The organism is Aquisphaera insulae (assembly GCF_011064615.1).
Classification (GTDB): domain Bacteria; phylum Planctomycetota; class Planctomycetia; order Isosphaerales; family Isosphaeraceae; genus Aquisphaera; species Aquisphaera insulae.
Map to the genome: position 1 here is coordinate 1 of NZ_JAALJH010000003.1, position 24,736 is coordinate 24,736.

Below are 24,736 nucleotides of genomic sequence, written 5' to 3' on the forward strand. Positions count from 1 at the left end.
GCGTCCGCGCTTCGCTTGACACACCCTACAAGATCGGGGGCCTCCAGCTCAACAATTCCCCATGTCAAGGAGTGGCGTCGCGAATCTCCCGGCGCGCGCTTCCGCCGGATGAACCTCTAAAGAGCCTGTCGCGGAGGTCGGGTTCCGAGGCGAGCGGGGGGGCGTCAGCCCCCTGTCTTCTCAGTTCCGGACAGGGGGCTGACGCCCCCCGCTCGCCTTTTCGGTATAGACTCCAACCAGATGGACCATATCTTTCTACATGTTCAGGCTTACGCATCAACTAATAATTGCGTCTCTGGAATCGAACCCTGAAAGGCTCTTGCCCGAAGCGTCGAGAAGGCGCTTACCAGCGCAATAGCCACGAGAGCGGCACGCAGGCCAGCGCGTAGAAACCAAGGAGCCGGCCGGCCCGATCGATCCAGGTGGGTTCGGTGCGGAGCCGGCCGCTGAGCGCCGGGGCCGCCCAAGCGACTGCGACCACCAATCCCGAAAGCCACGGGTTATAGACCACTTCGAAGACGAAATTCCGACAGGTCTCCGAATCTAGCCGACCCCCGTCTAGCAGGAGCGCCGGGAGAATATTGCGAGCGATCAAATCCAGAAATTGATAGCCGATCAGAACGGCGATTGATACACATGCCAAGGTGCCGGACTGACGCATCATTCTGGACCGCGAAGGCTTCGGCGGGATGAGGCGCAGTATGAGAAGCGTTGGCGCCAGGACGGCGACATAGGCCCAGGCGACGAGCGTGACAAGAACGAGCGAGTCTTTCACCCTTATCCAGACGTGCGGCTCGGGGGCGGGGCCGATGGAAAAGGGCATGGATTTCCAACCTCCTCGCTCCTCGAAGTCTCCCCAGGTCCAATGCTGGAGCGCCATCGCCGCGGCCACGGCGGCCGTCAGCACCATCGCATCCAGGAGGCGGAAACGACGGCGAGTCGGCTTCGAAGTGGCCGAGGACAGGCGACTTCCGGTCATGAGGACGAACTCGCTTCGTCCCGCCGCGACTTCCGATCGGCATCACGGCCCGCCATGCCCTCAATGACGCGCATAGCCTTCTCTCCCGCCTGGGCAGGTGGAATGGGTCCTTCTCGACGATTTGGGCAAGCGTTTCGAGAGATCGAGGCCACAAAACGGGAATATCAACCTATGCTCAACACTGAGAGTGCAGAAAGACCAGTCCGCCTGCGTAGGGATTGGGACTCAGCCGAGCGTCACCTCCACCCGGGCCAGCTCGTTGGGGGACAGGTCCACCAGGATCCCGTCCCCGTCGACGGACAGGTCGATCACGAGGTCGCCCTGGAAGTCCACCTGGCGGGCCCAGGTCGGGTTGCGGAAGAAGCGGACCCGGCACCGCGACGAGTTGCCGGCGGTCTCCATCAGGTGGACGACCAGCCCCCACGGCCGATCCTCGCCGGTCGACTCCGCGAACGAGACGTGGGTCACCGCGACCGACTTCTGGTCGACCGCGATCAGCCACCCGCGCGGGCCCTGAGGCGGCGGCCCCGACACCGCAGGAACAACGCGCGCACACGTGAGCATGTCCATCGCGGCCTGGAAGGGGTATTCCAGGTCGAGGGCGATGCCCAGTCGGAAGGTCCGCTCTTCCTCCATCCCCGCGACGAGCAAGGTGTCGAGCATCCGGCCCCCCTGGCGGCGGTGATGGGGCAGCCCGCCGAAGACCAGCGCCGTCCGCTGGTGGCGGGTCGAGACGTCGAAGGCCCCGGGCGTGTCGACCTGCTCCACCTCGGTGATCTCCGGCGCGCCGAAGAGGGTCCGGCGGAGCATCGAGCCGGGGTCGGGCCACGCCCATCGGCAGCAGAGCGCGTATTTCCAGGGCTCGCGACGGGCGGCCTCGCCCTGCATCCGGTCGATCGCGGTGCGGTGGATGTCGTGGATCGTCACGTCCAGCTCGAGCATCGGCCGACCGGTCCAGAGGCGGAAACGCTGGGTGAAGCCCGCCAGCCTCAGGCCGGTGCGCGGGTCCACGATCGAGCCCTTGGCCGTCGCCTGCACCAGGGCAGGGCCGCCGTGGTCGACCTGGAAGCTCTCCCCCTTCATCTGGCTCAAGACCGGCTTGCCATCGACCATCCCCAGGCCGTTGAGGACGAGCTGCTGGCCGAGCCTCGCGGTGGACTCGCCGACGGCCATCACCCCGCGGATGCCCCCGGTGGCCTCGTCGATCTCCACCTCCATCGACTCGTTCTTCAGGATCCGGCCGCCGGCCGAGAGGTCTGAGGGCGGCGGTGCGGGCTCGTCCGGGTTCGTCGCCGCGATCCAGGAGAAGCCGAAGGCCGGCAGGTCCACGACCGCGGCGACGCCCTCATCGATCGCCTGCACGCCGCGGAGCGGGCCGCCGGGCTGGAGATCGGCCGAGGCGCCCGGCAGGAGGACGGCGACCCGCCGCGGGACCCCGGCCGGGTTCAGGACCAGGAAGCCGGGCCGAGCCGCGTCCGCGGCCGCGTCCTCGGCCTTCGTGCCGCCGATCGCCCGGGCGAGCCGTCCGGCCCAGGCATCCTGAAGCGTCTCGATGCCCGCGGCGGCCGTGGCGTGGTCGCCGGTCTCGAGCGCCGATTCGACGGCCGCGTTCGAGGGCTCCGGGCCGGCCGAGGGATCGCCTGCCGCAACCGTCGACCCGTGCCCGCCGGCGATCGCCAGGGCCATCGCGCGGAGCCATTCGGCCGCGTCCAGCCCCGCCCGGAGGCGGTGATGCCGGGCCAGCCGGGAAAGGGGCGAGCGGTCGCGTCGGGCGATCGCCTGGACCAGATACGGGGCCACGTACGAGTCCGGGTCCGGCCGCAGCGACTCATAAGGGCGGTCGGTCAGGTGGAAGTAGTCGTTGAGCGTGACCCAGCGGCCGAGCACGGGCGAGTATCCGGCCGACCGGCGGAGATCCGCATACCACGAGGCCACCGGCGCGGGCCAGTGCGCCAGGGGGAGCGTGGCGACATGGTCGTTCCGCATGGTCGCCGCCAGCCGCCAGGGGAGCAGCACCCCCTGCACAGGTCGATCGGCGGCCAACGGCGGCCGGAGCAGGCTCTCCAGTTGCGAGCCGTCCGGACCCTCCCAGAGCCGCTTGGGCTCGGCGTATACGGGGAACTTACCGGCGTCGAGCCCCAGGTGGATGGCATAACGCAGGCCGAATCGCTTGGCGAATTGCGGCACCTGGGAATACAGGCCGAACCGCCTCCGGGCGTAGGTTTCCACGCTCCGGTCGTCGAGATGGGCGCGGTAGACCTCGGCCCCGCGGCGGAACTGCCAGAGGACGGATTCCAGCGGCAGGAGGATGTCCTCGGCCTCCGCGTAGGTCCCCCCGGCGACGTCCACCCAGCCCTCGTCGATGGCGGCCCGCAGCCTCGCCAGGCCCTCCGGGTCGCGGCCGGCCTGGGCCTCGATCGCCCGCGCCGACGCGATGAAGGAGATCGCGACGTGCGCCTCGAGCGGTCCGCCAAGGGCGCCGGCGGCGAGGTCGGCGTCCAGGAGGCAGAGGTCCACGATGTAGGCGTCCACCGGATAGAACTTCTCGCGGGCCTGGGTCAGGACCTCGAAGGCCGCGCGCAGGCGATTGACGGCCGTCGGCCGGTCGCAGGTCTGCCAGGCGTCGGCCCCGGCGAGAACCTCGCGGGCGAGGGCGTCTTCCTGGATGGCCGCCTCGTGGCCCATGGCGGAGGCCAGGTCGCGGACGAGCCATCGCGTCGTCCCCAGCGCCAGGAAGTCGTCCGCGGCGGCGATCATGCCCGGGTCGTCGGAGGTCTCCGGCGTCCCCACGGCCCCGAGGCGTTCCTGCATCCGGGCGACGAGCGAGGCGCGGTCGGGGCCCGACTCCAGGAGCACCGAGCCGGCGTCCTCGACCTGGGTGACATAGCCCGAGGGCAGCCGGCCCAGCAGGCCCGCCGGCACGATCCGGATCTCCCGGGGGCCCGGATTGATCGGGTTGTCGAGCGACTCGATCTGGGGGATCGCGGCCGATCGCGAGAGCAACGACGGATGCCAGGGCGCCGACACGGCCGCCCACGTCGCCTGCGCCAGGTCGTCGGTCAACGAGGCCGGCGGCTCCTTGCAGTCGTGCGGGATGATGCTCACGATCCTCCAGCCCGACCGCGGCGGCAGCGGGGCCGGCGATGGATCCGCCGCGGGTTCCGGGGCCGGCGATGGATCCGCCGCGGGTTCCGGGGCCGGCGACAACTCCGCGGCCTCGGGCTCGGCTGTCTCCGATGGGGGCGTGCTCATTCGATCAGACTCCGAGCGCGGATTTCAGGTCGCGGAGATCGGCCGCGAGGGAATCGAGCCGGCCGCGAAGCTCGCCGGTTTCCGCCCGGGCGACGGCGAGCTCCGCCCGGACGGCCGCGAGCTCCGCCTGGACCGTGGCGAGATCGGCCGCGAGGGCGGACGCGGAGGACGAGGGATGCGACGCGTGCCGCGCGGGCGCCTCGTCGACGTCGCCGACGACGGCCCCGCCGGAGGCGACGAAGGCCTTGCGGACCTTCTCCAGCTCCTCCGGCGGGTAGAGGCCGTGGGTGACGACCACGCCGCGCTTCTGCTCCCTCGGCGAGAGCTGGACCACGAGGCCCCGGTCCTCCAGGGCGGCCAGGATCATCTCGAGCGCAGGCAGGTCGTGGATCGGATCCATCCGGCTGGCCCGGCCCCGGAGCTCGCCGGTCGTCTGGGGCCCGCGGAGCAGCAGCTCCACCACCACGGCCAGCTCGTTCTTCTTGGCCGGCAGCCAGGTATACAGGGTGTGCTTCCACCGCGTCACGCGGCCGCCGCTCGTCTCCACGAGGATCGCGGCGCCCTTCCTGCGGAGGTCGTGCAGCGTCTCCTCGACGTCGTCCTGATCGTAATCCGTGATCGGGTCGCGGTTCGACTTCTGGTTGCAGCCGGCCACCGCGGCCAGGACCGACAGCGGATACTGGTCCGGCGTGGTCATCCCCTTCTCGGCGAGCACACCCACCACCCGGCGCTCCCTGGGGCTCAGCGGCACCCAGGAAGGCCCGGCGGACGTCGATTCGGTCGCACTCATCGCGCACACGTCCTCTGATACGGAAGTCCGGACCAGGCCGCGAGGGCCGCGCTCAGGGGAGCTCGAGCCGGAGCGTCTCGCTGATCCGATTGGTGAAGTTGGCCAGGGCGACGGCCGACGCCAGCTCGACGATCTGGCGATCGCTCAGGTTGGCCTTGAGCCGCTCGACCAGCTCGTCGGAGAGGACCACGTTGCGGGTGGCCTCCTCCGCATACTCGAGCGCGAGCAACTGGAGGTCGTCGTAGAGGTCATCGTCGTCGTGCGGGCCCTCCGTCTCGTTCACCTGCCGCTCGGAGAGCCCGGCCTGGAGCCCCCCCTTGCGGTGATGCTCCAGGCAGTACCCGCAGGCGTTGATCTCCGAGGCCCGGATGTAGGCGAGCTCGCGGAGCTTGGGATCGAGCTGCATGCCGCCCACGGCCCTGTTCATCGCCAGGAAGGCATCCATGACCGCCGGGCTGTGGGCGAGCGTCCGGAGGAAATTCAGGACCTCCTCCCTCCGGCCTTCAATTTTCTCGAAGAGCGGCCGGACGGAGTCCGGGGCGTCCGACGTCGAGACATACTGGATCACGGCCATGGCGCGTTTCTCCCTGCGAGACCCTGGGTGCGGGTGTTTGTCATGGTAGCCGTCGCCGCGACGGCCATTCAAGGAGCCTCCGCACACGGCGTGCCCGGCGCGAGGGGCGGGGGGCAGGGGAGGGAGCCCTATTCCCGCCGCGGCAGCCTGCGATGATCCGGGCCGCGGCCGATCGGGGCATCCAGGTTGATGGTCAGCAGGTCAATGAACTTCGCGATTTCCTCCCGACCGGCCGTCAGCCCTTGGGTTCGCTCGCTTCGCTCGTGCGCCTCCTGGTTGGCCCTGCCCCACCCCCGCATCTCCTCCACCGTCTGGGGGCTGGGGGCCTCCTCGGGCTCGGTCGCCGGCTCGGGCCGCATCGGATTCCGCACGTCCTCCGGCAGCGGCTCGTGGGCGTCCTCCGCGATCACGATCGGGGCCGGCTCCCAGCGGTCGGCCTCGACGGGGGAAGCCGCGGAGCCTGTCGCGGGCTCGTCGCTGATCTCACAGTCCCCTCCTGAATCCCCACCAGGCAAAGGGGAAAACAACTCCGGACTCCCCCCGTCTGGTCCCCTCCCCCCCACGTGGGGGAGGGTTAGGGAGAGGGGGTGATCGCTGATGACACATGAACGAGCCCCAATAAGGTCAGGATCATCTGGATTTTCAGCCGTTCCCTCGATCGAAGGCTCGCTCCATCCGCCCCCTCTCCCTAACCCTCCCCCACGTGGGGGGGAGGGCATCAGAGGGCTCGCCCCGCATGAGAGGCTGGGCAGCTCGGCCTCAATGGTGGCCCCCGGCTCGGGCAAGGGCTCGGGCTCGGCCGGATCGCGCCAGGCCATGCCGGAGACGCCGCGCGCCTTCTGGAGCTTACGTAGCATCTCCAGGGTCTGCATCAGCTCGCGGGTCCGCGCGGCGACCGTGCGGCGGTGGCGGTCGAGCTCACGCTCGGCGGCGAAGGCCGCGGCGTCGTCGCGGTCGGCGGGATCGGCATTCTCGTCATCGTCGGCGTCGTCGCCGAGCAACGCGGCGAGGCGGTCCATGTGGGCCTCGGCATCGGCCAGGAGCCACGCCAGGGCCTCCTCCTTGGTGGCCGGCGGTGCGGCGAAGGTCCGCCACTGGCGACCCTGCTCGAAGGTGAGGAAGTCCTCGGCGCGGAGGCCTCGAAGGAAGCGCTCGTAGATGGCGCGGCCGGCGCCGTCCCAGGCGACGTCGGCGGCGGCCAGCGCGGCGTTCAGGTCGAGGTCCCAGAAGTGGTCGGCGACCTTGCGGCCGTGAAGCCGGACGAATCGGTAGAAGTCGCCGATCAGGAGCTCCTTGCCGGCGACGAGGTAGGCGCGGATCGACCGCCACTGCTCGAGGAGCCAGCGGCAGCCCTCGCGAGTCTCCTCCAGGCCGGCGATGCACGAGGCGGGGTCGTCCTGCCAGTCGGGGTCGCGATCCTCGCGGGGTGAGAGCGGGTAGAAGAGCTGGGCGCCGAGATCGCGGACGCGTCGGCTGCGGGCCTCGCTGGCCTCCGAGCGATCGGGCCGCGGATTGGCCCGCGCGCGGACGGCTTCGGCCAGGTGGGCGGACTCGGCGCGATCGGAACGGTCGAGCATCCAGGTGAGCCTGGCGGCGCGGACGAGGAGGGACTTCTCCATCGCGCTGGCGGGCCGCCCGTCGCGGACGAAGTCGGCGACCAGACGTTCCAGGTCCTTCGGGTTCTCCTGGGGCAGGACCGGCATGGAGAGGATCTTCGATCGCCGGCCGTGGACCAGTCCGTTGAGCCGCGAGACCATCTTGCCGGCCTCGGTCCTCGGCCCGGTGCTCTTCCCAGCGTTGCGGCGATTAGCCTGGATTCGGGCGTCGCTGATCATGGTGCGGCCCTCGGGTGGAGCGGTGCGGGGCTGTGAGGGTGGTGCGCGCGGGTCCATCGCCGTCGCGACATCGCGCGGCGTCCTCGTCGTCCTCGCGGCCCTTTCTCAATACAATCCCGAAATCGGGGGGGCGAGTTTCACCGAACTGGGATTTTTTCAGGAGAGGGTCTTGAGCCGCCCTGCAATGGCAGTGACGGCGGCCCGAGGATCTCCGGCCGGATCGGGCCAGACCGTGAGAGATCCGCGGTAGCCGACCTCCTCGAGGGCACCGAGATACGATTCCCAGTCGATCGACGCGGCCGACGAGCCGAAGCCGCGAGGGCTGGCAATCGCCGAGACGGCCGAGGACGAACCCCCCGCATAGGCGTGGGCGACCCACGATCCGAGCGTCGCCACGGCCTCCGCCGGGTCGAGGCCACCCCGGAGCAAACCGGCCGGATCCACGCTGGCGGCCAGGCCCACGAGGTCGAGGGCCTCCAGGAAGTCCTTCAGCCGCCTCGGCGGCTCGGCCTCGGTCTCGATCGCCAGCCTCACGCCGCGGTGATCGGCCGCCTTGCCGAGCGAGCCGACGGCCATGGAGAAGACCTCGCGCCGCTGCGGTTCCTCCTCGGGCGGCACCACGCCCACCCGGGCCAGCACCAGGTTCGTCCCGAGCTCGTAGGCCATCGCGAACGCCGAGTCCGCCCGCCGGATCCGGTCCTCGAGCTGGTCGATCGAATCGAACGCCCGCCGGGTCGGCAGCGAGACGGCCACCAGCGACAGCTCGAGCGTCCGCATCAGGTGGCGCAGCTCGCGCCGGCCCGTCTCCCCCAGCCGCTGCGGCGCGAGGTCCCCGATCGCGTCCAGGACGATCCCCTTCGCCCCGAGCTTCGCCGCATCGTGGATCTGGTCGCGGATCGATCGGTCCGGGTTCAGCCTCAGGGCCAGCGGATGGCGGATCATGACGGACGAGCTCCTCCTGCCTCGGCGAGATCCGCGAAGAGGGATCTTCACCCCGCCGATTGTGGCCCATCGCCCGATCGGACGTAAAGGGCCGCCCCCGCTTGACACCCAAGGCAATTTGCCTTAGCATCTCCCTAGGCAGATTGACTTGGAGGGTCCAATGGCGCGGCGAGCCGGCGAGGATGTGACCGAAACGGAGCTGGCGATGCTCCAGGTCCTCTGGGATCGGGGCGAGGCCACGCGCCGGCAGGTGGCGGACGTGCTCTATCCCGGGGGCGGCGAGGCCCACTACGCGACGGTGCAGAAGCTGCTGGAGCGGCTCGAGAACAAGGGCTTCGTCCGCAAGGACCGGCGCGACGGCCTGCTCATCTTCGCGGCGAGCGTGGATCGCGAGGCATTCATCGCCCGCCGCCTGCAGGGGCTGGCGGAGGCCCTCTGCGGCGGTTCCGCGGCCTCGCTGGCGATGAACCTGGTGCGGTCGCAGCCGCTCTCCGCGGCGGAGATCGACGAGCTGAACGCGGTCCTGCGGGAGCGGCGGAAGGGGCGGAGCGGCGGATCGAAGTAGGACGGGGGGAGGCGGCCCTTGGACGGTTTGCTGATCGGGGCGCTGACGAATTCCGCCTGGGCCGCGGCGATGGCCATCGGGGTGATGATCGCCGTGCGGCTGATTCGGCCCCGGCCGGCGGTCGTCCATCTGTGCTGGGTGCTGGTGCTGCTCAAGCTCGTGACGCCCGCGGTGATTCATCACAGGGTCACCCCGACCGTTGCGAATGCCGATCCGGCTCTCCCCCTTGCCAAGGGGGAGTTGGAGGGGGTGAATGACACAAGCGTCGGCGATCGAAAGCACCCCCCTGTATCCCCCCTTGGTAAGCAGGGAAGGGATTCTTCGGCTCTCCCCTTGACCAAGGGGGAGTTGGAGGGGGTGAATGACACAAGCGTCGGCGATCGAAAGCACCCCCCTGTATCCCCCCTTGGTAAGGGGGGAAGTGAATTTCGTCCGGTTCCCAAGGCTTCCTTCGCCTGGCCCTGGCGGACGATCCTGGCCACCGTATGGCTGGCCGGCCTCGGCGCCTGGACGGTCGCGGTCTGCCTTCAGACGACGCGGGTCCGGCGATTGCTCCGAACCGCGAGCCCCGCGCCCGAGGTCCTGAAACATCAGGTCGATCGGCTGGCCGCCCGCATGGGCCTGCCCACGGCCCCGTCCGCCCATCTCATCTCCGCGCCGATCCCGCCGATGCTCTGGGCGCTCGTCGGCCCGCCGAGGTTGCTGCTCCCCGAGGGGCTCTGGGGGCGGCTCGACGAGGCCCAGCGGGACACGATCGTCGTCCACGAGCTCGCCCACCTGAAGCGGCGGGATCACTGGGTCCGGCGGCTCGAGGCGGTCGCGCTGGGGCTTTACTGGTGGAATCCCGTCGCCTGGTGGGCCCGCCGCCGCGTCGAGGACGCGGAGGAGCAGAGCTGCGACGCCCTGGTGGCGAGCACGCTTCCGGAGGCCGTCGAGTCCTATGCCGAGGCCCTGGTGGCCACCGCCGTTTTCCTCTCCGGGATCCGCGCCCCGCGCCCCTTCGGCGCCTCGGGCGTGGGCCGCGTCCCCCCCTTGAGAAGGAGGCTGAACATGATCCTGCGCGACGCCTCGCCCGCGACGTCCCGGCCCGTCCCGGCCGCGGCCATGCTCCTTGCCGGGCTCTCGCTCCTGGCCCTCCCCGGCTGGGCGACGGGTCAGGACCCGGCGGCTCCTGCCGCCAAGCCCAGCGAAGCGCCGAAGCCCCGGCCGCCCGCCGCGGAGCCGCTCCGACCTGCCGAGGCAAAGCCCACGCAACCCGAGAAGCCCGCTCGAATCAAGGTGAGCCAGCCCATCGTGCGCGAGGTCCGGGACCGCATGTACGTCCGGGGAGTCGTCGAGGCGGCCCAGTCCGTCGATCTGCGTCCCCGGGTCGGAGGGACGCTCACCGAGGTCCGCGTCAAGCCGGGGCAGACGGTCGAGAAGGGAGACGTCCTCTTCGTCATCGATCCCAGGACCTACCAGCTCAAGCTGGACCGGGCCGACGCGGACGTTGCGCGTGCCGAGGTTCAGCTCAGGCACCAGTCCACCACCCTGAAATACACCGAGAAGCTGGTCGCCAACCGGACGATCAGCTCGCAGGAGGCCGACCTGGCCAGGGACGGACGGGATGAGGCCATGGCGTCGTTGCGGGCGGCGACCGCGAGCCGCGACCTCGCCCGCCTGGACCTGGAGGCGACGAAGGTCACCGCCCCGTTCCGGGGACGAGTCGGGCGTCCGATCCTGGCGGTCGGCAGCGTCGTGTCCGCCGAGTCGACCAGCCTGGCCACGATCACGGCGCCCGATCCCGCGCTCGTGTCCTTCAACCTCGGCCAGAATGTCTTCGGCATGACTGGCCTTGAAACGGGAGCGCCGATCTCCTTCGAGATCCAGGACGGAAGACAGACGCGACGGCTTCGAGGGAAGCTCGACTCGATGGACGCGCAGTTCGACCCTTCGACGGGGAACCTCAGGTGCCGGGCCACGGTCCCCAACCCCGATGGCACCCTCTTGCCCGGCCAATCGGCCACGGTGGTTCTCTCCATCGGCGAGCCAAGGCAGGCGATGCTGGCCAATTTCGGCTCCGCGGCCCGCCTGATAACCGGGGGTCGGACCGGCGGCGTCCTTGTGGTTGACGAGGCCGGAAAGATCGAGTCGCGGGACGCCCAATTGGGCAGCTTCCGCGAGGGCGGACTCGTGGAGATCGTCTCGGGGCTCAAGGAAGATGACTGGGTCGTTCCGGTCGACTGGATGAACCCCGATCCGGATAACCGCCGACTGCCCCATACGCGCCCCGGCATGACGATCGAGGTCGAGCGGGTCAAGGCCCCCGAGCCCGAGCCCATCGAGCCCTGATCCCCCGGTCGGGTTGCCGCCCTCGGCGGGATTCGCCATCATGGGATCGTCGAGATTCCGTCCGTCGCATCCCGCCGCAGAGAGACGCCAGGAACCGCATGTCCACGCCCGTCTTGCCCGCCATGGTGCAACAGGTGCTGGACGTGCCGGCGGATCGCCTGGCCGCGCTCCTCGGCGGCTGGCCGGAGCCGGCGATCCTCGCCAGCCGCGGCGAGCGCGGCGAGGCCGGCCGCTGGTCCATCCTGGCGGCCTATCCCCGGCTCGCCTTCGAGGCGACCGGGACACGCTGGAGCATCCGCCAGGACAACGGCTCGTTCGCGAGCGGCGAGGGCGACCCGCTCGACGAGCTCGCACGCCTCCTCCGCCGATTCGGCCTGGCCGAGACCTCGGACGCGGCGCCTCCGCCGGATGCCTGCCCGTTCCAGGGGGGCATGATCGGCTACCTGGGCTACGACCTCGCCCCGCTCATCGAGGACCTCCCGCGCCGGGCCGCTCGCGACTCGCGCCTGCCCGACCTGAGAATGGGGCTGTACGACACGGCGGTCGTCGTCGACCATCGGACCGGCAGGACGACGCTCCACGCCTGGGACCTCACCGGCGAGGGGCTGGCCGCAGCCGAGCGTCGCTGCCGGACCTGGCGGCGGGCCATCCGCGGCGCAGGGCCCTCGGATCGGTCCATCCGCCGGTCGGCGCTCGGACCGATCGAGGGGGAATTGGATCAGAATTCGTACATGAATTCCGTCAATCGGGCCCTCGAGTACATCGCCGCCGGGGACATCTTCCAGGTGAACCTGTCGCAGCGGTTCGCGGCCCGGGGGCACGTCGAGCCGCTCGACCTGTTCCTCCGCCTCGGCGAGGCCAGCCCCGCCCCTTACTCCGCGTTCCTCCGCTGGCGGGACCTCGCCGTGGTCTCGGCGAGCCCGGAGTCGTTCTACCAGGTCCGCGGGGGCCGGATCGAGACCCGGCCCATCAAGGGGACGCGCCCGCGCGGCGCCGATCCGGAAGCAGACGCCCGGCTTGCCGACGAATTGCGGCAGGCCCCCAAGGATCGCGCCGAGCTGACGATGATCGTGGACCTGGAGCGGAATGACCTGGGTCGGGTCTGCCGGTATGGGTCGGTGAACGTGGTCGATCCGCATGCGATCGAGTCGTTCGCGCAGGTCCACCACCTGGTCGCGACGGTCGAGGGGGCGCTCCGCGAGGATGCCGGGCCGGTGGACATCATCCGCGCCACGTTCCCCGGCGGATCGATCACGGGCGCCCCCAAGATCCGGGCGATGCAGATCATCGACGAGCTCGAGCCGAACCGGCGGGGGGTGTACACGGGGGCGATCGGCTATTTCAGCCGGGGTGCCACGGGCCTGAACATCGCCATCCGGACGATGACCGTGGAGAAGGACGAGGTCCGCTACCAGGTCGGCGGCGGGATCGTGGCCGACTCGGACCCGGCGGGCGAATACGAGGAGACCCTGCACAAGGGGCTGGGCCTTCGGGCCGTGCTCGAGGGGAAGGAGCCGCTCCCATGATCTGGCTCCGGGGGCAGATCCTCCCCGATGACGCGCTCCGGATCAGCGTCCTGGACCGCGCCTTCGAGCACGGGCTGGGCCTCTTCGAGACGTTTCGCACCTGGAACGGCCGGCCGGCGCTGCTGCCCCGCCACATGGAACGCCTCGCGGGTTCGGCCCGCGCCCTCGGCCTGCCGCTGGACCCGGCGGACCTCCCCGACGACGCGGCCGTTCGCGCGCTGGTCCATGCCACGAACACGTTCCCCGCCGGCGCCGACGCGATGATTCGCGTCACCCTCAGCGGCGGCCTGACCCCGGAGTCGGGCGGGATGCTCTGGATGCGCGCGATGCCCCTGCCGGAGCCTCCGCCGGCCGGGACCGGCTGGGTGCTCGGCCCGGTGCACCCGGCCAGGACGGACCCGCTCGTCGAGCACAAGACGCTGAATTACTGGCCCTATCGCCTCGCCTTCGAACGCGCGCGGGCCGAGCACTGCGACGAATCGCTGGCGATTTCCCCCGACGGCTTCCTCTGGGAAGGGAGCCGGACCAATCTCTTCATCGTGATGGACGACCAGATCCTGACCCCGCCCTCCGCCGGCCGGGCGCTGCCCGGGATCATGCGGGCCCTCGTCCTCGAGACGGCCGAAGCCATGGGGCTGGACGCGAGGGAAGCGCCGCTCGGCCTCTTCGACCCGACCTTCCGGCCGGACGAGGTCTTCCTGACCAACTCGGTCCGCGGCCTCGTCCCCGTCGGCGCGTGGGGTGAGGCCCGCTATCCGACGCCGGGACCGACCACGGATCGACTCCGCCAGGCGGTCCTGAAACGGCTCGAAGCAGGGGGTGACAAACACGGATGGGAGAAGCATGATGGAATTCGAGGACTTACTACCACGGATGACGCGGATAGCACGGATGGAAGACACGAAAGGCAGGAAAAAACAGGAAGTACAAAGAAACCATAGATCACTCTATTGAATTTACATCAATTTAGATTTTTATCTTCGCTGAAAATCTCATCCGTGTTATCCGTGTCATCCGTGGTCGTAAATTCTTCGGGTCATCCGTGCTCTCATCCCTGTCATCCGTGGTCGTAGAATCTTCGGGTCATCCGTGCTCTCATCCCCCATCGATCCCCATCCGTGTTCGTGAGGTGTGTCCGTGAGGACCGTATCCGAGGTCGTCGCGTGGTTGGAGGCCTTCGCGCCCAGGAGGCTGGCGGAGTCGTGGGACAACGTGGGGTTGTTGCTCGGTGACCCGGCGGCCCCGGTGGAGCGGGCGATGACCTGCCTGACCGTGACGAGGGAATCGGCGGCCGAGGCGGTCGATGAACGGGCCGGCCTGGTGGTGAGTCATCATCCGATTCTCTTCCGGGGCGAGAAGCGGATCCGCGCGGACCTGCCCGGGACGGCCTCCGTCTGGGCGCTCGCGCACGCGGGGATCGCGGTGGCGAGCCCGCACACGGCCTTCGACAGCACCGCGCGGGGGATCAATGAGGGTCTCTGCCGGCGGCTCGGGCTGGCCGATGTGATGCCGATCCGCCCGGTGGCGGGGCCGGCCGAGTTCAAGGTCGTCGTCTTCACGCCCGACTCGGACCGCGACGCCGTGCTCGCCGGCGCCTTCTCCGCCGGCGCGGGAAGGATTGGCGACTACGAGGAATGCTCGTTCGCGATCCCCGGGCACGGGACGTTCTTCGGCACCGAGGGGACCGACCCGGCCGTTGGAGTGAAGGGCCGGCGCGAGACGGTGCCGGAGCTTCGGATCGAGGTGATCTGCACGGGGTCCCGGCTGCCGGCGGTCCTGTCGTCGATCCGGTCGCGGCATTCGTACGAGGAGCCCGCCATCGACGTCTATCCGCTCCATGACCCGGCCGTCCCGTCAGGGGCCCACGGCGGATCCGGATCCGGGCGGATCGGGCGACTCGGAGAGTCCCGTTCGCTCGAGGAGCTCGCCGGTGCGGTCTCCGCGGCCCTCGGCCGGATCCACCTCCAGGTGGCCGGCGATCCCGAGAGGCGGGTCACGAAGGTCGCCATCGCCTGCGGCGCGGGGGACGATTTCCTGGGCGATGCGGCCCGTGCCGGGGCGGACGTCCTGATCACCGGCGAGGCTCGCTTCCACCGCGTGCTCGAGGCCGAGGCCCTGGGCGTGGGCCTGATCCTGGCGGGCCATTACGGGACCGAGCGTCCCGGGGTGGAGGACCTGGCGGAGGAGATCGCGCGGGCCTTCCCCGAGATCGAGGTCTGGCCGAGCCGCCGCGAGCGCGACCCGCTCCGCCTGGTGCGGGGGGACTGAACCGGGACGAGCCCCGGACGGTCACGACCCGCGCACGAAAACCCCCGGGGAAACCCGGGGGGAAAAGGCCGAGTCGAGATTCGATCTCGGTGTCGGCGGTCGGCTGTGTGGCGAGGTTACTTCTTCTTGGCCTTCCCGTTGGCGCCTTCCAGGGCCTCCTCGTCCTCCTCCTCCTCGACCTCGGTCGCCTCGCCGCCGACGCCCTTGCCCGTCCGCGTGGTGGGGACGGCCAGGTACATCTGGTGCTCCCACTGACCGGACCAGAACTGGCCGGTCCAGCGCTGGAGCGAGATCGTGCGGACGTTGGGCCGATCCTCGTCGCGGATCACCTCGCCCCACGCGCCGGTGTAGGCGGCCCGGACCTGCGAGGAGCTTTCCCCCACGCAGAGCAGGCGTTCGCCGTTGGGGTTCAGGCTCGCCACGGCCCGCCAGTCTTGTGCGCCACTAGAGCCACTACTCATGATATATCACCTCCGCCCGGCGATCGACTTACAGACCTGCATCCTCGGGATGGTTCGTACACGCTCCGCCGGGACACCAAACTCGAATCAGACAATTAGGGACGACCTATCGACGCTTCATCGACCCGGCCGCACCGCGCGATCCTCGTGATCGAGCGAACCCGAGCCCCGGTTTCCGACGAGCGAGCAACACCCGGCCCCGGTGTTCATCCGGGGAGACAGGGGTGTGTTCGTGATCGCCGCGTCAGAAACCTTGGAGTGGACCTCTGCAGGCGGGCTCGCGGGCTTGGATCGAAGGCCCGGGTAAGACGACGTCGACTCGACCCAGGGACGAGCGGCGGATTCGTCGGCCCGGCCGCTCCTCAGCCTCGACATCTGGAATTGTAGCGGTTGAACCTACGAGCGGCGAATGAAATCGAGAAATAATCCCTCGAATTGTCGCGGAAATCACGCCACGAGGGGAACCCCGTACCTCCATGGCGGGGCGTCCATACGGCCGACCGCCGCCGCCGCGGCGAACATCGCAAGTTCCTTCGGCGACGGCGGATGCTTCAGCTCTTCGGGTTGAACTCGAGGAGGACCTTGCCGCTCCGTCCGACGGCCTCGGCCTGGGTGACGGCCTCGCGGATCTGCTCCAGGGGGTAGCGGCCGCCGATCTCCGATTCCAGCACGCCCGCGCGGATCAGGTTGGCGATTTGCCGGAACACGAGCAGGGCCCCGGGGATCGACCGTTCCCGCATCCAGTGCCCCAACCAGAATCCCTGGATGGACTTCCGCGCCGAGATCACCTGCCGCGGGTCGACCGGGATCGGCTCGCCGGTGAGCGACCCGTAGAGGACGAGCTTGCCGCCGTCGCCCATCGCCCGGAAGATCGCCGCGCCGGCCTCGCCCCCGACCGGGTCGAGGGCGAACCGCGGGCCCTTGCCGCCGGTGATCGCGCGCACCTGGTCCTCGACGGGGCCCTCGGACGAGCTGACCACCGCGTCGGCCCCGAGCCGGCGAAGCTCTTCCATGGCTTCCGGCCGGCGGACGACGCCGAGCGTCCGGAACCCGTCGTGGCGGCCGAGCCGGATGAGCATCCTGCCCAGGGTCGAGCCGGCGGCCGAGATCAGGAGCCATTCCCCCTTCGGCACGGCCAGGACGTGTCGGGCCAGGGCGATCACCGTGGCCGGGTTCACGAAGAAGGTCGCGACCTGGTCGTCGGGGATGTCCGCCGGCACGGGCCGGGCCTGCCGGGCCGGTATCACCGCGTATTCCGCCCAGTTCCCCCCGGCCGAGTTGATGACCGCGACCCGCTTCCCCTCCACCCACCGGCCGAGGAGCCCGGGGCCGGCCTTGTCGACGATCCCCACCCCCTCGAACCCAGGCGTAGCCGGGAGTTTGGGCAGGACTCCGTATCGCCCCCGAACGACCAGGATGTCGGACGGGTTCACCGGGGTCGCGATCATCCGCACCCGGACCTCGCCCGGCCCCGGCTCCGGCAGGGGGACATCGCGAATCTCGACGACCTCGGACGGCTCGCCGAACCTCTCGAAAACGACCGCTTTCATCGCGCGCTCCAGGACTCCCTACCCCGTGATCCCCGGGACGGGACGACCCGCGGTCGCCGGTCCACTTGGGCGAGATCGCGGGCTCCGCTATCTTACAGGGATGGATCCCCCCAAACCTACCGAGTACACCCCGATGCCCGCCGCAACCGACCCGATCGTCACGACTCAATGGCTGGATGAGAACCTCCACCGCAAGGACCTTCGCGTGGTGGACATGCGCGGCTACGTGGTATCTCGCCTCGTCGAGCCGGGCGTCGAGGAGGCCGATTATCGGGGCGCCCGCAGCGAGTACGAGCACGCTCACATCCCGGGCGCCGTGTATATCGACTGGACCCGCGACATCGTCGACCTCAATGATTCGGTCCCGGCCCAGATCGCGCCGCCGGATGAGTTTGCCCGGGCGATGTCGGAGCGGGGCATCGGCGACGACACGCACGTCGTCGCGGTGGATCACAGCGGCGGCCAGTTCGCCACCCGGCTCTGGTGGGCGCTCCACTACTACGGGCATCCGGCCGTCAGCGTCCTGCAAGGGGGCTGGAACCGCTGGGTGGACGAGGACCGGAGCGTGGAATCGACCGAGCCGGTCGTGGCGCCGGCCGTGTTCACGCCGAGGGTCCGGCCGGAGCTCCGGTTGACGGCCGAGCGGCTCTCCGCCCGCCTCGGCGAGCCCGGCCTCCAGCTCCTGGACGCCCGCGACGCCGGCCAGTATAGCGGCGAGCGTCGGCGCGGGCCTCGCGGCGGACACATCCCGGGCGCGAGGAACCTGCCCCGCGAGACCTTCTTCGCCAGGGGAGGGGGGTTCCTGCCGGTCGACGAGCTCCGCGCGGCCGTGGAGGCCGCCGGGATCTCCGCCGATCGTCCCGTCGTCGCCTATTGCAACGGCGGCGTCGCGGCCACCGTGATCCTCTTCAACCTGGCCCGGCTGGGATTCACCGACCTGGCCAACTACGACGGCTCGTGGAACGAGTGGAGCGGGCGCATGGACCTGCCGGTGGAGTGACGGACGGAGCCCGATCGCGATTCGCGATTCGCGGCCCCGCGCCTCCGCGGCTCGTCCCCTCCCTCAGCGTTCCTCGATCGGCGTGTAGGGCGTCTCGCCGGGGCCGACGTAGAGCTGCCGGGGGCGGATGATCCGCAGGCCGGGGTCGGCGGCCTGCTCCTTCCAGTGGGCGATCCAGCCGGGCATCCGGCCGATCGCGAAGAAGACCGAGTACATCTCGCGGGGGATGCCGATCGCTCGCATCACGATGCCGTTGTAGAGGTCGGCATTGGGGAACAGGCGGTGGTCGACGAAGTAGGAATCCGCGGCGGCCCTGGCCTCGAGCTCGAGCGCGATGGGGAGCAGGGGGTCGGCGACCGGGTTCTTCCCCGCGAGTCGCTCGGCGATCTGCCGGAGGATCCTCGCCCTCGGGTCGAGGCTCCGATACATCGTGTGGCCGAAGCCGACGAGCCGGAAGCCGTCCTTCCGTTCCCGGACGCGGGCGATCGCCTGGTCGATCGTGAACTCGCCGCGGCGGATGGCCTCGAGCATCTCGACGGCGGCGATCGTGGCGCCGCCGTGGACGGGGCCCCAGAGCGAGGAGATCCCCGCCGCGCACGAGGCGAAGAGGTTGGCCCGGCTCGAGCCGACGACGCGGACCGTGGTGGTGCTGCCGCCCATCTCGTGGTCGGCGTGGAGGATCAGGAGCTGGTCCAGGGCGTGCACCATCTCCTCGGGGGCGACGTACTCCTTGAACGGCTCGGAGAACATCATGTGGAGGAAGTCGCCCGCGTAGGAGAGCCGCGGGTCGGTGTAGAGGAACGGCAGCCCCATCGAGCGCCGGTAGGAGTAGGCCGCGATCGTCCGGACCTTGCTCAGCAGCCAGGCGGCCTCCTCGTCGAAGTCGTCGGCCTTGCCCTCCTTGGGCCGATGGTAGAAGCACGCCAGGGTGCTGACCATGGAGGAGAGCATCGCCATCGGCGGGGCGTCCACCGGGAACCCCTCGAAGTGGTACTTGAACGACTCGTGGAGGGCGGCGTTCGCCGTCAGCCGCGCCTGGAAGGCGTCGAGCTCGCCGCGTCCCGGGAGATGGCCGTAGATCAGCAGGAAGCTCGTCTCGACGAAGCTCGACCGCGCAGCGAGTTCCTCGATCGGGATGCCGCGATAGCGGAGGAGCCCGCGGTCGCCGTCGACGTAGGTGATGGCGCTGCGGGCCAGGGCCGTGTCGCGGAGCCCGTCGTCGATCGCCACCAGGCCGGACCGCCGACGGAGCCCGGAGAGGTCGATCGCCTCTTCCCCGTCGGCACCCCGGACCAGCGGCAGGTCCACGCTCCGGTCGTCGATCGTCAGCTTCGCGGTCCGCGCCATGGTCGAGGGCTCCAGCTCCGGCCTGCGGCGGGTCTCGTGCCCGCCTCGTGCGCCATTATACCGACGCCGCGGGCCTGGGGGCCATCATCGCGGCCCTTCGCCGCTCATCCCTCGGCCACCCTCCCGTCGCGCATCCGGATGACGCGGCCGGCGGCGGCGGCGACCTCGGCGCTGTGGGTGATCAGCACCAGGGTCAGGCCCCGGCGACCGCGGAGGTCTTCCAGGAGCTGGAGGACCTCGGACTGGCTGCGGCTGTCGAGGTTCCCGGTCGGCTCGTCGGCCAGCAGGACCGAGGGCTCGTTGGCGAGCGCCCGCGCGATCGCCACCCGCTGCCGCTCGCCGACGGAGAGGTGCATCGGCCGGGCCTTGCGGCGGTGGGCCAGGCCGACCTGCTCGATGAGCGACTCCGCCCGCTCGGCCCGCTGGCGGGGCGAGAGCGTCGTTTCGAACATCGGGATCTGGACGTTCTCGACGGCGCTCAGCGTGTTCAGGATGTGGAATGACTGGAAGACGAAGCCGATCTCGCGTGCCCGGTATCGGTCGAGGTCCAGCTCCGCCAGCGGCGTGCCCTTGTAGTAGACCTCGCCGGAGGTCGGGCGGTCGAGCCCGCCCAGCAGGTGCAGCAGCGTGGTCTTGCCGCAGCCGCTCGGGCCGACGATCGCGATCGACTCGTTGCGGCGGATCTCCACCGAGACGCCGCGGAGGGCGTGGACGTCGCCGTCGGGATAGACCCGGGTGAGGGCCTCGCCGCGGAGGAGGGGGGAATCGAGCTCGCGTCCGCTGGGATCATTCATGGCGGAGGGCCTCGCTCGGGTCCAGCGACGCGGCGCGGACGGCCGGATAGAGGCCGCCCAGCAGGCTCAGGGCCAGGCCCATCAGCAGCCCGAATCCCAGGACCGGGGTCGGGAGATTCGGGTCGATGAAGCCCTGCGCCGTGGGCGTGAGCGTCAGGGCCTTCAGGCCGAGGATCGCCAGGACCATGCCGGCGGCCGCCCCGATCACCCCCAGGATCACGGACTCGCCCAGGATCAGCCGGAGCACCCGCGTCCGTCGCCAGCCGAGCGCCCGCAGGACGCCGATCTCGCGGGTCCGTTCGAACACGGCCATGATCATGGTGTTGAGCATCCCCACCGCGCCCAGGATCAGGGCGAGTACCGTCGTCGCCCAGGCCATCACCTTGACCAGGCGGATCTGCACGTCGCGCTCGACGTAGTCGCGAGCCGGGGTGGCGGCGACGCCCGGGATGGCGGCCTCGATCCGCTTCTGGAGGGCCTCGATCGCGGGCCGGCTCGGGTCCTCGGCCGCGACCACGATGCCCGTAACCTGCCCCTCGCGGCCCATCAGCTTCTGCAGGGTCGAGAGCGGCATGATCAGGGCCCCGCCCTCGAAGGCGCTGTCGCTCTCGAAGACGCCGACCACCTTGAAGGGCTCGCCGGCCACGTCGAGCGGGTCGCCCGCCTTCTTGCCCAGGTTGAGGGCCAGCACCCGGCCGAGGAGCGTCACGTTCCCCTCGCCCGGCTCGAACCAGCGGCCTTCCTTGAGGCGGGCACCCCGGAAGAGCAGGCTCCCCGCCTCCCAGCCGTTGACGATCGCGCTGGCGATCTGGGCCTGCTCGAAGCCGACCGTGTCCACGAGCGACGGGGCGACCTCCTTGACGCCGTCGATCGCGCGGAGGCGGCCGGCGAGCTTCTGATCCAGCGCGCTCGAGAGCTGGTTGCTGGTCCCGGCCCGGACCACGACGAGGTCGATCCCCTTGCCCTCGAAGAGGGTCAGGAACGACTTCTCGAAGTTCCAGGCGATGCCGACCAGGTCCAGCACGGTGGCGATCGCCAGCGCCAGGCCGAACGCGGTCAGCAGCGTGCGGGCCCGTCGCCGGAACAGGTTGCGGGCCATGAGCGAGACGAATCGCATGGGAGTGGGGCTCTGGGGTTCGGGTCACGCTTCGGGCACGCGGCCGACGAGGACATAGCCGACGCCGCGCCAGACCTCGTGGTATTCCATCCCCGGGAGGACGCTCGCGGCGATCCCGCGGATGTCGAGCTTGCGGTAGCGCTCGACCATCTCCGTGAAGGCGTCGCCCAGGTGCATCAGGCGGGAGATGATCCAGTTGTCCAGCCCGGGGAGGCCGATCTTGTGGCCGAGCATCCGGTCGGTCAGGTTCGGCATCTCGTCCGAGACGACGATCGTCGCGCCGGGGCGGGAGACGCGGACCATCTCGCGGAGCGAGCCCTCGGGGTCGTTGAAGTAGTTGAAGGCGCCGATGCTGAGCACGGCGTCGAAGCTGGCGTCGGGGAACGGCAGCGCCTCGGCCTCGCCCTGGATCAGCCGGACCCGCGGCGCGACCGCTCGCCGGCGGCAGTCCGCGAGCTGGGACCACGTGACGTCGATCCCGGTCACGTCCCAGTCCGCGGGCATCCAGGGCAGGTAGACGCCGTCCCCCACGGCCACGTCCAGGAGGCTGAGCCCGGATCGCTGCGGCAGGTGCTTCAGCACCTGGTTCCGCGCCCGCCGCTCGCCGCCGTTGCACCACCAGGTGAACTTCTCCCAGAACCGGAACTTCGGCCAGAGCGGGCTGTCGTAGAACTCCTGGGCGACGCGGTTGTTCTCGTCGGACTGCCCCTTGACGATCAGGATGCCGTCCCGGATCGGGTACGAGGCCCCGCAACCCCCGCAGCCGAGCGAGGCCGCGGAGTCCGGGGCCAGCCCCGCCGCGCACCGCGGGCAGCGGAGGATGTCCAGGTCGCGGTCCCAGGGGGAAGTCGCCGTCAGCTCCTCGGGGATCGTACTCATGCGAATCTCCTCATCTCTAACGTGGTCAACGCGATGCCCCCGCGGGGCGACCGGGTGCGGGATGGATCAGGCAGTAGCCCAGCCGGTTCCAGATCGGGACGCGGACGAGGCCCGGCAGCTCGGCCGCCGCCAGGGCCGGCGGATCCAGGCCCAGGTCCACCACCATGTCCACGAAGGCGGCGTCCAGGCCGAGGGCACGGAGCCACGCCTTGTCGATCGACGGCCGGCCGATCAGGTGGCCGATCCCCGCGCGCTGGAGGCCGGGGACCTCGTCCGCGACGACGACCGGGCCCCCCTCGCGCGTGACCCGCCGCATCTCGCGGATCGAGGCGGCGTGGTTCCCGTAGTAGTTGAAGCCGCCGACCGAGTAGCAGGCGTCGAAGCTGCCGTCCGGGTACGGCAGGTGCTCCGCCTCGGCCCAGGCGAGGCGGCCGTCCATCCTCGGGTATCGCCCTCGGCAGGCGACGAGCTGCGTCCGCGCGATGTCCACGCCGTGGATCGTCCAGGATTCGGGCAGGAAGCGGAGGTTCTCGCCGTCGCCGATGCCGACCTCGAGCACCCGCGCCGGGGCATCCTGCAGGGATTCGACCAGATGCCGGAGGATCTGCATCCGCGATCGCCGGGCCCCGCCCTGGAACGCGAGGAAGAGCCGCTCCCACTTGCGAAAGCGGATCCATCCCGGGCCGTCGTAGAAATCGGCCGCGATCCGGTTGCGGCCCGAGAGCACGCCGATCGCATCGAGGATGCCGTCGCGCGACGAGCCGCCGCGACCTCGGTCGCAGCCAGCGGCGAGTTCGGCGGTCGTCGGCTCGGTGATCTCGGCGATGCCCGCTGGCATGGTCAGACTCCTTCGCGTCTCGAACCCGTCAGAATTCCACGTGCAGGGCCCGGGGCCCGGCGCGTCGCATCATCCAGTCGAAGATGCGGTCGGGCATGATTCGGAGGAACGCCAGCCCCACCCGCATGGAGAACGGGAAGACGCAGTTCCGGGGGCGCCGCAGGACGGCCCTCGCGACGTGCTTCGCGGCCTCCTCGGGCTCGATCATCTTGATCTTGTGCTTGTAGGGGACGCTCGTGCACATCGCCGTCCGGACGAACCCCGGGCAGACCGTGGTCACGCTGACGCCCCGCTTCGCCAGGCCCGGCCGAAGCGCCTCGAGGTAGGCGATCAGCGCGGCCTTGGACGACGAATAGGAGATCATCCAGGGGAAGCCGCGATAGCCGGCCAGGCTGGCGATCCCGACGAGGTGGCCCCGGCCGCGGGAGAGCATGCCCGGCAGCACGGCCTCGATCGACTCCGCGACGCCGAACAGGTTGACCTCGAAGGTCCGCTTGAGGGTCTCGATCTGGAGCTCCGGGACGAGCGTCAGCGTGCCGAAGCCGGCGCAGGCGACCAGGACGTCCACGGGTGCGACCTCGGCCTCGATCTCCGCGATCGCCGTGCGGAGCGCATCGCGGTCGGTCACGTCCGCGGCCCGGGAGGCGGCGGGCGTCCCCAGCTCCTTCAGCTCCGCCGAGACGGCCTCGAGCCCGGCCGCGTCGACGTCGACCAGGCCGAGGCTCGCCCCGCGGCGGGCCAGCTCCAGCGCGGTGGCGCGACCGATCCCATTCGCCGCGCCGGTGATCAGGACCATGGGACGCTCGCTCATGAGCACACCTCGCAATCGGCGACGGGCGACAGGGGGCGGTTGTTCGGCAACGATTCCAGGAATTCGCGGACGGCCAGGACGAAGCCCTCCGGGTTCTCCTCCGGGGCCCGATGCTGGGCGTTCGGGATCAGCCGGCCCCGGCAGTCCGGCAGGCGTTCGGTCAGGTAGTCGGCCGTCGAGAGGAACGGCGAGTGCTCGCCGTAGAGGGCCAGGCACGGCTGCGCGACCGACGCGATCTGCGCCTCCGTGAGGCCGGCGTCGAGCTTGGAGTCGCGTCCGCACGTCGTCATCGCCAGCCGCATCACGCGCTTGAGCCCGGGCAGGCCCACCGCCTGGCGGAACCTCAGCAGCCGCTGCTCATCGAGGCCCTTGACCTGGTCGAAGAAGGTCGTCAGGTCGTACCAGGTGTCCGACGAGAGCGTCACGCCGGCCTCCTCCGCCTCGCGGCGGAAGTTCTGCCAGTGCCCCCACCGGCTGACGTCCTCCAGGTGCCGGAGCGTCGGGAAATAGGGATCGGACAGGATGATCGCCTCGACCCGTCCGGGGTCGATCGCGGCCGCGTGGACGGCGATCACGGCCCCGAAGCTGTGGCCGACGAGGCGGGCCCGGTCGATCCCCCGCGCGTCCATGAGCGCGAGCAGGTCCCTGGCGTGGTCGAGCGACGTGTAGCCCTCGGCGGGGGCGTCGCTGTAGCCGTGGCCGCGGAGGTCATAGGCCGTGACGCGGTGGGTCTCCGCCAGCGCGGCGAACGTCCGCGAGAGGAACCAGACCGAGAGGTCCCCCGTCAGCCCGTGGATCAGCACCGCGTCCGGACCGGAGCCCGATTGCTGGACGTGGAGGGTCAGGCCGTTGGCCGCGATTCGTGGCATGGTCGTCC

The 24,736-nt window shown here is 70.3% G+C and carries 21 protein-coding genes; 6 read left to right on the forward strand and 15 right to left on the reverse strand.

The genetic code is table 11. From position 1 onward, the window contains the following. Nucleotides 1-343 precede the first annotated feature (343 nt). The 6 genes from G6O54_RS02375 to G6O54_RS02400 all read right to left on the reverse strand — a co-directional run bounded on the left by G6O54_RS02375 (nucleotide 344) and on the right by G6O54_RS02400 (nucleotide 8,372). On the reverse strand, nucleotides 344-979 hold the full coding sequence (locus G6O54_RS02375; RefSeq protein WP_165219797.1) for a hypothetical protein: 636 nt from the start codon (nucleotides 977-979) through the stop codon (nucleotides 344-346). A gap of 225 nt (nucleotides 980-1,204) precedes the next feature. Next, nucleotides 1,205-4,231 (reverse strand): glycoside hydrolase family 38 N-terminal domain-containing protein, encoded by a 3,027-nt coding sequence (locus tag G6O54_RS02380; protein ID WP_165219799.1) that lies wholly within the window; start codon nucleotides 4,229-4,231, stop codon nucleotides 1,205-1,207. A 4-nt stretch (nucleotides 4,232-4,235) separates the two neighbouring features. Beyond that, nucleotides 4,236-5,021, reverse strand: a complete 786-nt coding sequence (locus tag G6O54_RS02385) for a DUF480 domain-containing protein (protein ID WP_165219801.1) — start codon at nucleotides 5,019-5,021, stop codon at nucleotides 4,236-4,238. Nucleotides 5,022-5,073: 52 nt separating this feature from the next. Further along, nucleotides 5,074-5,595 (reverse strand): carboxymuconolactone decarboxylase family protein, encoded by a 522-nt coding sequence (locus tag G6O54_RS02390; RefSeq protein WP_165219803.1) that lies wholly within the window; start codon nucleotides 5,593-5,595, stop codon nucleotides 5,074-5,076. Between the two features lie 128 nt (nucleotides 5,596-5,723). Beyond that, nucleotides 5,724-7,430: a hypothetical protein gene (locus G6O54_RS02395; RefSeq protein WP_165219805.1), complete on the reverse strand. Its 1,707-nt coding sequence runs from the start codon at nucleotides 7,428-7,430 to the stop codon at nucleotides 5,724-5,726. A 156-nt stretch (nucleotides 7,431-7,586) separates the two neighbouring features. Continuing rightward, entirely contained in the window at nucleotides 7,587-8,372 is a 786-nt protein-coding gene (locus tag G6O54_RS02400; RefSeq protein WP_165219807.1) for a sugar phosphate isomerase/epimerase family protein, read from the reverse strand. 160 nt (nucleotides 8,373-8,532) lie between these two features. On the opposite strand from G6O54_RS02400, the gene G6O54_RS02405 reads away from it, so the two are divergent. From G6O54_RS02405 to G6O54_RS02425, 5 genes are all read left to right on the forward strand, one after another. Beyond that, nucleotides 8,533-8,937: a BlaI/MecI/CopY family transcriptional regulator gene (locus G6O54_RS02405; RefSeq protein WP_165219809.1), complete on the forward strand. Its 405-nt coding sequence runs from the start codon at nucleotides 8,533-8,535 to the stop codon at nucleotides 8,935-8,937. Between the two features lie 18 nt (nucleotides 8,938-8,955). Continuing rightward, nucleotides 8,956-11,268 (forward strand): M56 family metallopeptidase, encoded by a 2,313-nt coding sequence (locus tag G6O54_RS02410; RefSeq protein WP_165219811.1) that lies wholly within the window; start codon nucleotides 8,956-8,958, stop codon nucleotides 11,266-11,268. Between the two features lie 98 nt (nucleotides 11,269-11,366). Further along, nucleotides 11,367-12,794, forward strand: coding sequence for an aminodeoxychorismate synthase component I (gene pabB / locus G6O54_RS02415; RefSeq protein WP_165219813.1), 1,428 nt, complete (start codon nucleotides 11,367-11,369; stop codon nucleotides 12,792-12,794). Beyond that, nucleotides 12,791-13,735 (forward strand): aminotransferase class IV, encoded by a 945-nt coding sequence (locus G6O54_RS02420; protein ID WP_165219815.1) that lies wholly within the window; start codon nucleotides 12,791-12,793, stop codon nucleotides 13,733-13,735. Before pabB ends, G6O54_RS02420 begins: the two co-directional genes overlap by 4 nt. 196 nt (nucleotides 13,736-13,931) lie before the next feature. After that, nucleotides 13,932-15,062, forward strand: a complete 1,131-nt coding sequence (locus G6O54_RS02425) for a Nif3-like dinuclear metal center hexameric protein (RefSeq protein ID WP_165219817.1) — start codon at nucleotides 13,932-13,934, stop codon at nucleotides 15,060-15,062. A gap of 116 nt (nucleotides 15,063-15,178) precedes the next feature. Here G6O54_RS02425 and G6O54_RS02430 read toward each other — a convergent pair whose 3' ends face one another. Further along, the gene (locus G6O54_RS02430; RefSeq protein WP_250846684.1) at nucleotides 15,179-15,523 is read right to left on the reverse strand and encodes a hypothetical protein; all 345 of its coding nucleotides are present in this window, start codon (nucleotides 15,521-15,523) and stop codon (nucleotides 15,179-15,181) included. Nucleotides 15,524-16,074: 551 nt separating this feature from the next. Further along, the gene (locus tag G6O54_RS02435) at nucleotides 16,075-17,073 is read right to left on the reverse strand and encodes a zinc-dependent alcohol dehydrogenase family protein (protein ID WP_165219819.1); all 999 of its coding nucleotides are present in this window, start codon (nucleotides 17,071-17,073) and stop codon (nucleotides 16,075-16,077) included. 133 nt (nucleotides 17,074-17,206) lie between these two features. On the opposite strand from G6O54_RS02435, the gene G6O54_RS02440 reads away from it, so the two are divergent. Then, nucleotides 17,207-18,073 (forward strand): sulfurtransferase, encoded by an 867-nt coding sequence (locus tag G6O54_RS02440; RefSeq protein WP_165219821.1) that lies wholly within the window; start codon nucleotides 17,207-17,209, stop codon nucleotides 18,071-18,073. A 63-nt stretch (nucleotides 18,074-18,136) separates the two neighbouring features. Here G6O54_RS02440 and G6O54_RS02445 read toward each other — a convergent pair whose 3' ends face one another. From G6O54_RS02445 to G6O54_RS02475, 7 genes are all read right to left on the reverse strand, one after another. Then, nucleotides 18,137-19,420, reverse strand: a complete 1,284-nt coding sequence (locus G6O54_RS02445; protein WP_165219823.1) for a citrate/2-methylcitrate synthase — start codon at nucleotides 19,418-19,420, stop codon at nucleotides 18,137-18,139. 104 nt (nucleotides 19,421-19,524) lie between these two features. Beyond that, a complete protein-coding gene (locus G6O54_RS02450; RefSeq protein ID WP_165219825.1) occupies nucleotides 19,525-20,214 on the reverse strand; it encodes an ABC transporter ATP-binding protein in 690 nt (229 codons plus the stop codon). Next, a complete protein-coding gene (locus G6O54_RS02455) occupies nucleotides 20,207-21,331 on the reverse strand; it encodes an ABC transporter permease (protein ID WP_165219827.1) in 1,125 nt (374 codons plus the stop codon). Before G6O54_RS02455 ends, G6O54_RS02450 begins: the two co-directional genes overlap by 8 nt. Before the next feature lie 24 nt (nucleotides 21,332-21,355). Beyond that, on the reverse strand, nucleotides 21,356-22,210 hold the full coding sequence (locus G6O54_RS02460) for a methyltransferase domain-containing protein (RefSeq protein ID WP_165219829.1): 855 nt from the start codon (nucleotides 22,208-22,210) through the stop codon (nucleotides 21,356-21,358). A gap of 25 nt (nucleotides 22,211-22,235) precedes the next feature. Continuing rightward, nucleotides 22,236-23,048, reverse strand: coding sequence for a class I SAM-dependent methyltransferase (locus G6O54_RS02465; RefSeq protein ID WP_165219831.1), 813 nt, complete (start codon nucleotides 23,046-23,048; stop codon nucleotides 22,236-22,238). Nucleotides 23,049-23,076: 28 nt separating this feature from the next. Further along, a complete protein-coding gene (locus tag G6O54_RS02470) occupies nucleotides 23,077-23,859 on the reverse strand; it encodes an SDR family NAD(P)-dependent oxidoreductase (RefSeq protein ID WP_165219833.1) in 783 nt (260 codons plus the stop codon). Further along, nucleotides 23,856-24,728 carry an alpha/beta fold hydrolase gene (locus G6O54_RS02475; protein ID WP_165219835.1) on the reverse strand — a complete coding sequence of 291 codons (873 nt, stop codon included), beginning with the start codon at nucleotides 24,726-24,728 and terminating at the stop codon, nucleotides 23,856-23,858. The genes G6O54_RS02470 and G6O54_RS02475 overlap by 4 nt, the downstream gene beginning before the upstream one ends. Nucleotides 24,729-24,736 lie beyond the last annotated feature (8 nt).

What these genes read in the sequence shown, in the direction of transcription:
- G6O54_RS02375 (WP_165219797.1), bottom strand. Translation starts at nt 979, where the DNA reads ATGACCGGAAGTCGCCTGTCCTCGGCCACTTCGAAGCCGACTCGCCGT.
- G6O54_RS02380 (WP_165219799.1), bottom strand. Translation starts at nt 4,231, where the DNA reads ATGAGCACGCCCCCATCGGAGACAGCCGAGCCCGAGGCCGCGGAGTTG.
- G6O54_RS02385 (WP_165219801.1), bottom strand. Translation starts at nt 5,021, where the DNA reads ATGAGTGCGACCGAATCGACGTCCGCCGGGCCTTCCTGGGTGCCGCTG.
- G6O54_RS02390 (WP_165219803.1), bottom strand. Translation starts at nt 5,595, where the DNA reads ATGGCCGTGATCCAGTATGTCTCGACGTCGGACGCCCCGGACTCCGTC.
- G6O54_RS02395 (WP_165219805.1), bottom strand. Translation starts at nt 7,430, where the DNA reads ATGATCAGCGACGCCCGAATCCAGGCTAATCGCCGCAACGCTGGGAAG.
- G6O54_RS02400 (WP_165219807.1), bottom strand. Translation starts at nt 8,372, where the DNA reads ATGATCCGCCATCCGCTGGCCCTGAGGCTGAACCCGGACCGATCGATC.
- G6O54_RS02405 (WP_165219809.1), top strand. Translation starts at nt 8,533, where the DNA reads ATGGCGCGGCGAGCCGGCGAGGATGTGACCGAAACGGAGCTGGCGATG.
- pabB (WP_165219813.1), top strand. Translation starts at nt 11,367, where the DNA reads ATGTCCACGCCCGTCTTGCCCGCCATGGTGCAACAGGTGCTGGACGTG.
- G6O54_RS02420 (WP_165219815.1), top strand. Translation starts at nt 12,791, where the DNA reads ATGATCTGGCTCCGGGGGCAGATCCTCCCCGATGACGCGCTCCGGATC.
- G6O54_RS02430 (WP_250846684.1), bottom strand. Translation starts at nt 15,523, where the DNA reads ATGAGTAGTGGCTCTAGTGGCGCACAAGACTGGCGGGCCGTGGCGAGC.
- G6O54_RS02435 (WP_165219819.1), bottom strand. Translation starts at nt 17,073, where the DNA reads ATGAAAGCGGTCGTTTTCGAGAGGTTCGGCGAGCCGTCCGAGGTCGTC.
- G6O54_RS02440 (WP_165219821.1), top strand. Translation starts at nt 17,207, where the DNA reads ATGCCCGCCGCAACCGACCCGATCGTCACGACTCAATGGCTGGATGAG.
- G6O54_RS02445 (WP_165219823.1), bottom strand. Translation starts at nt 19,420, where the DNA reads ATGGCGCGGACCGCGAAGCTGACGATCGACGACCGGAGCGTGGACCTG.
- G6O54_RS02450 (WP_165219825.1), bottom strand. Translation starts at nt 20,214, where the DNA reads ATGAATGATCCCAGCGGACGCGAGCTCGATTCCCCCCTCCTCCGCGGC.
- G6O54_RS02455 (WP_165219827.1), bottom strand. Translation starts at nt 21,331, where the DNA reads ATGCGATTCGTCTCGCTCATGGCCCGCAACCTGTTCCGGCGACGGGCC.
- G6O54_RS02460 (WP_165219829.1), bottom strand. Translation starts at nt 22,210, where the DNA reads ATGAGTACGATCCCCGAGGAGCTGACGGCGACTTCCCCCTGGGACCGC.
- G6O54_RS02465 (WP_165219831.1), bottom strand. Translation starts at nt 23,048, where the DNA reads ATGCCAGCGGGCATCGCCGAGATCACCGAGCCGACGACCGCCGAACTC.
- G6O54_RS02470 (WP_165219833.1), bottom strand. Translation starts at nt 23,859, where the DNA reads ATGAGCGAGCGTCCCATGGTCCTGATCACCGGCGCGGCGAATGGGATC.
- G6O54_RS02475 (WP_165219835.1), bottom strand. Translation starts at nt 24,728, where the DNA reads ATGCCACGAATCGCGGCCAACGGCCTGACCCTCCACGTCCAGCAATCG.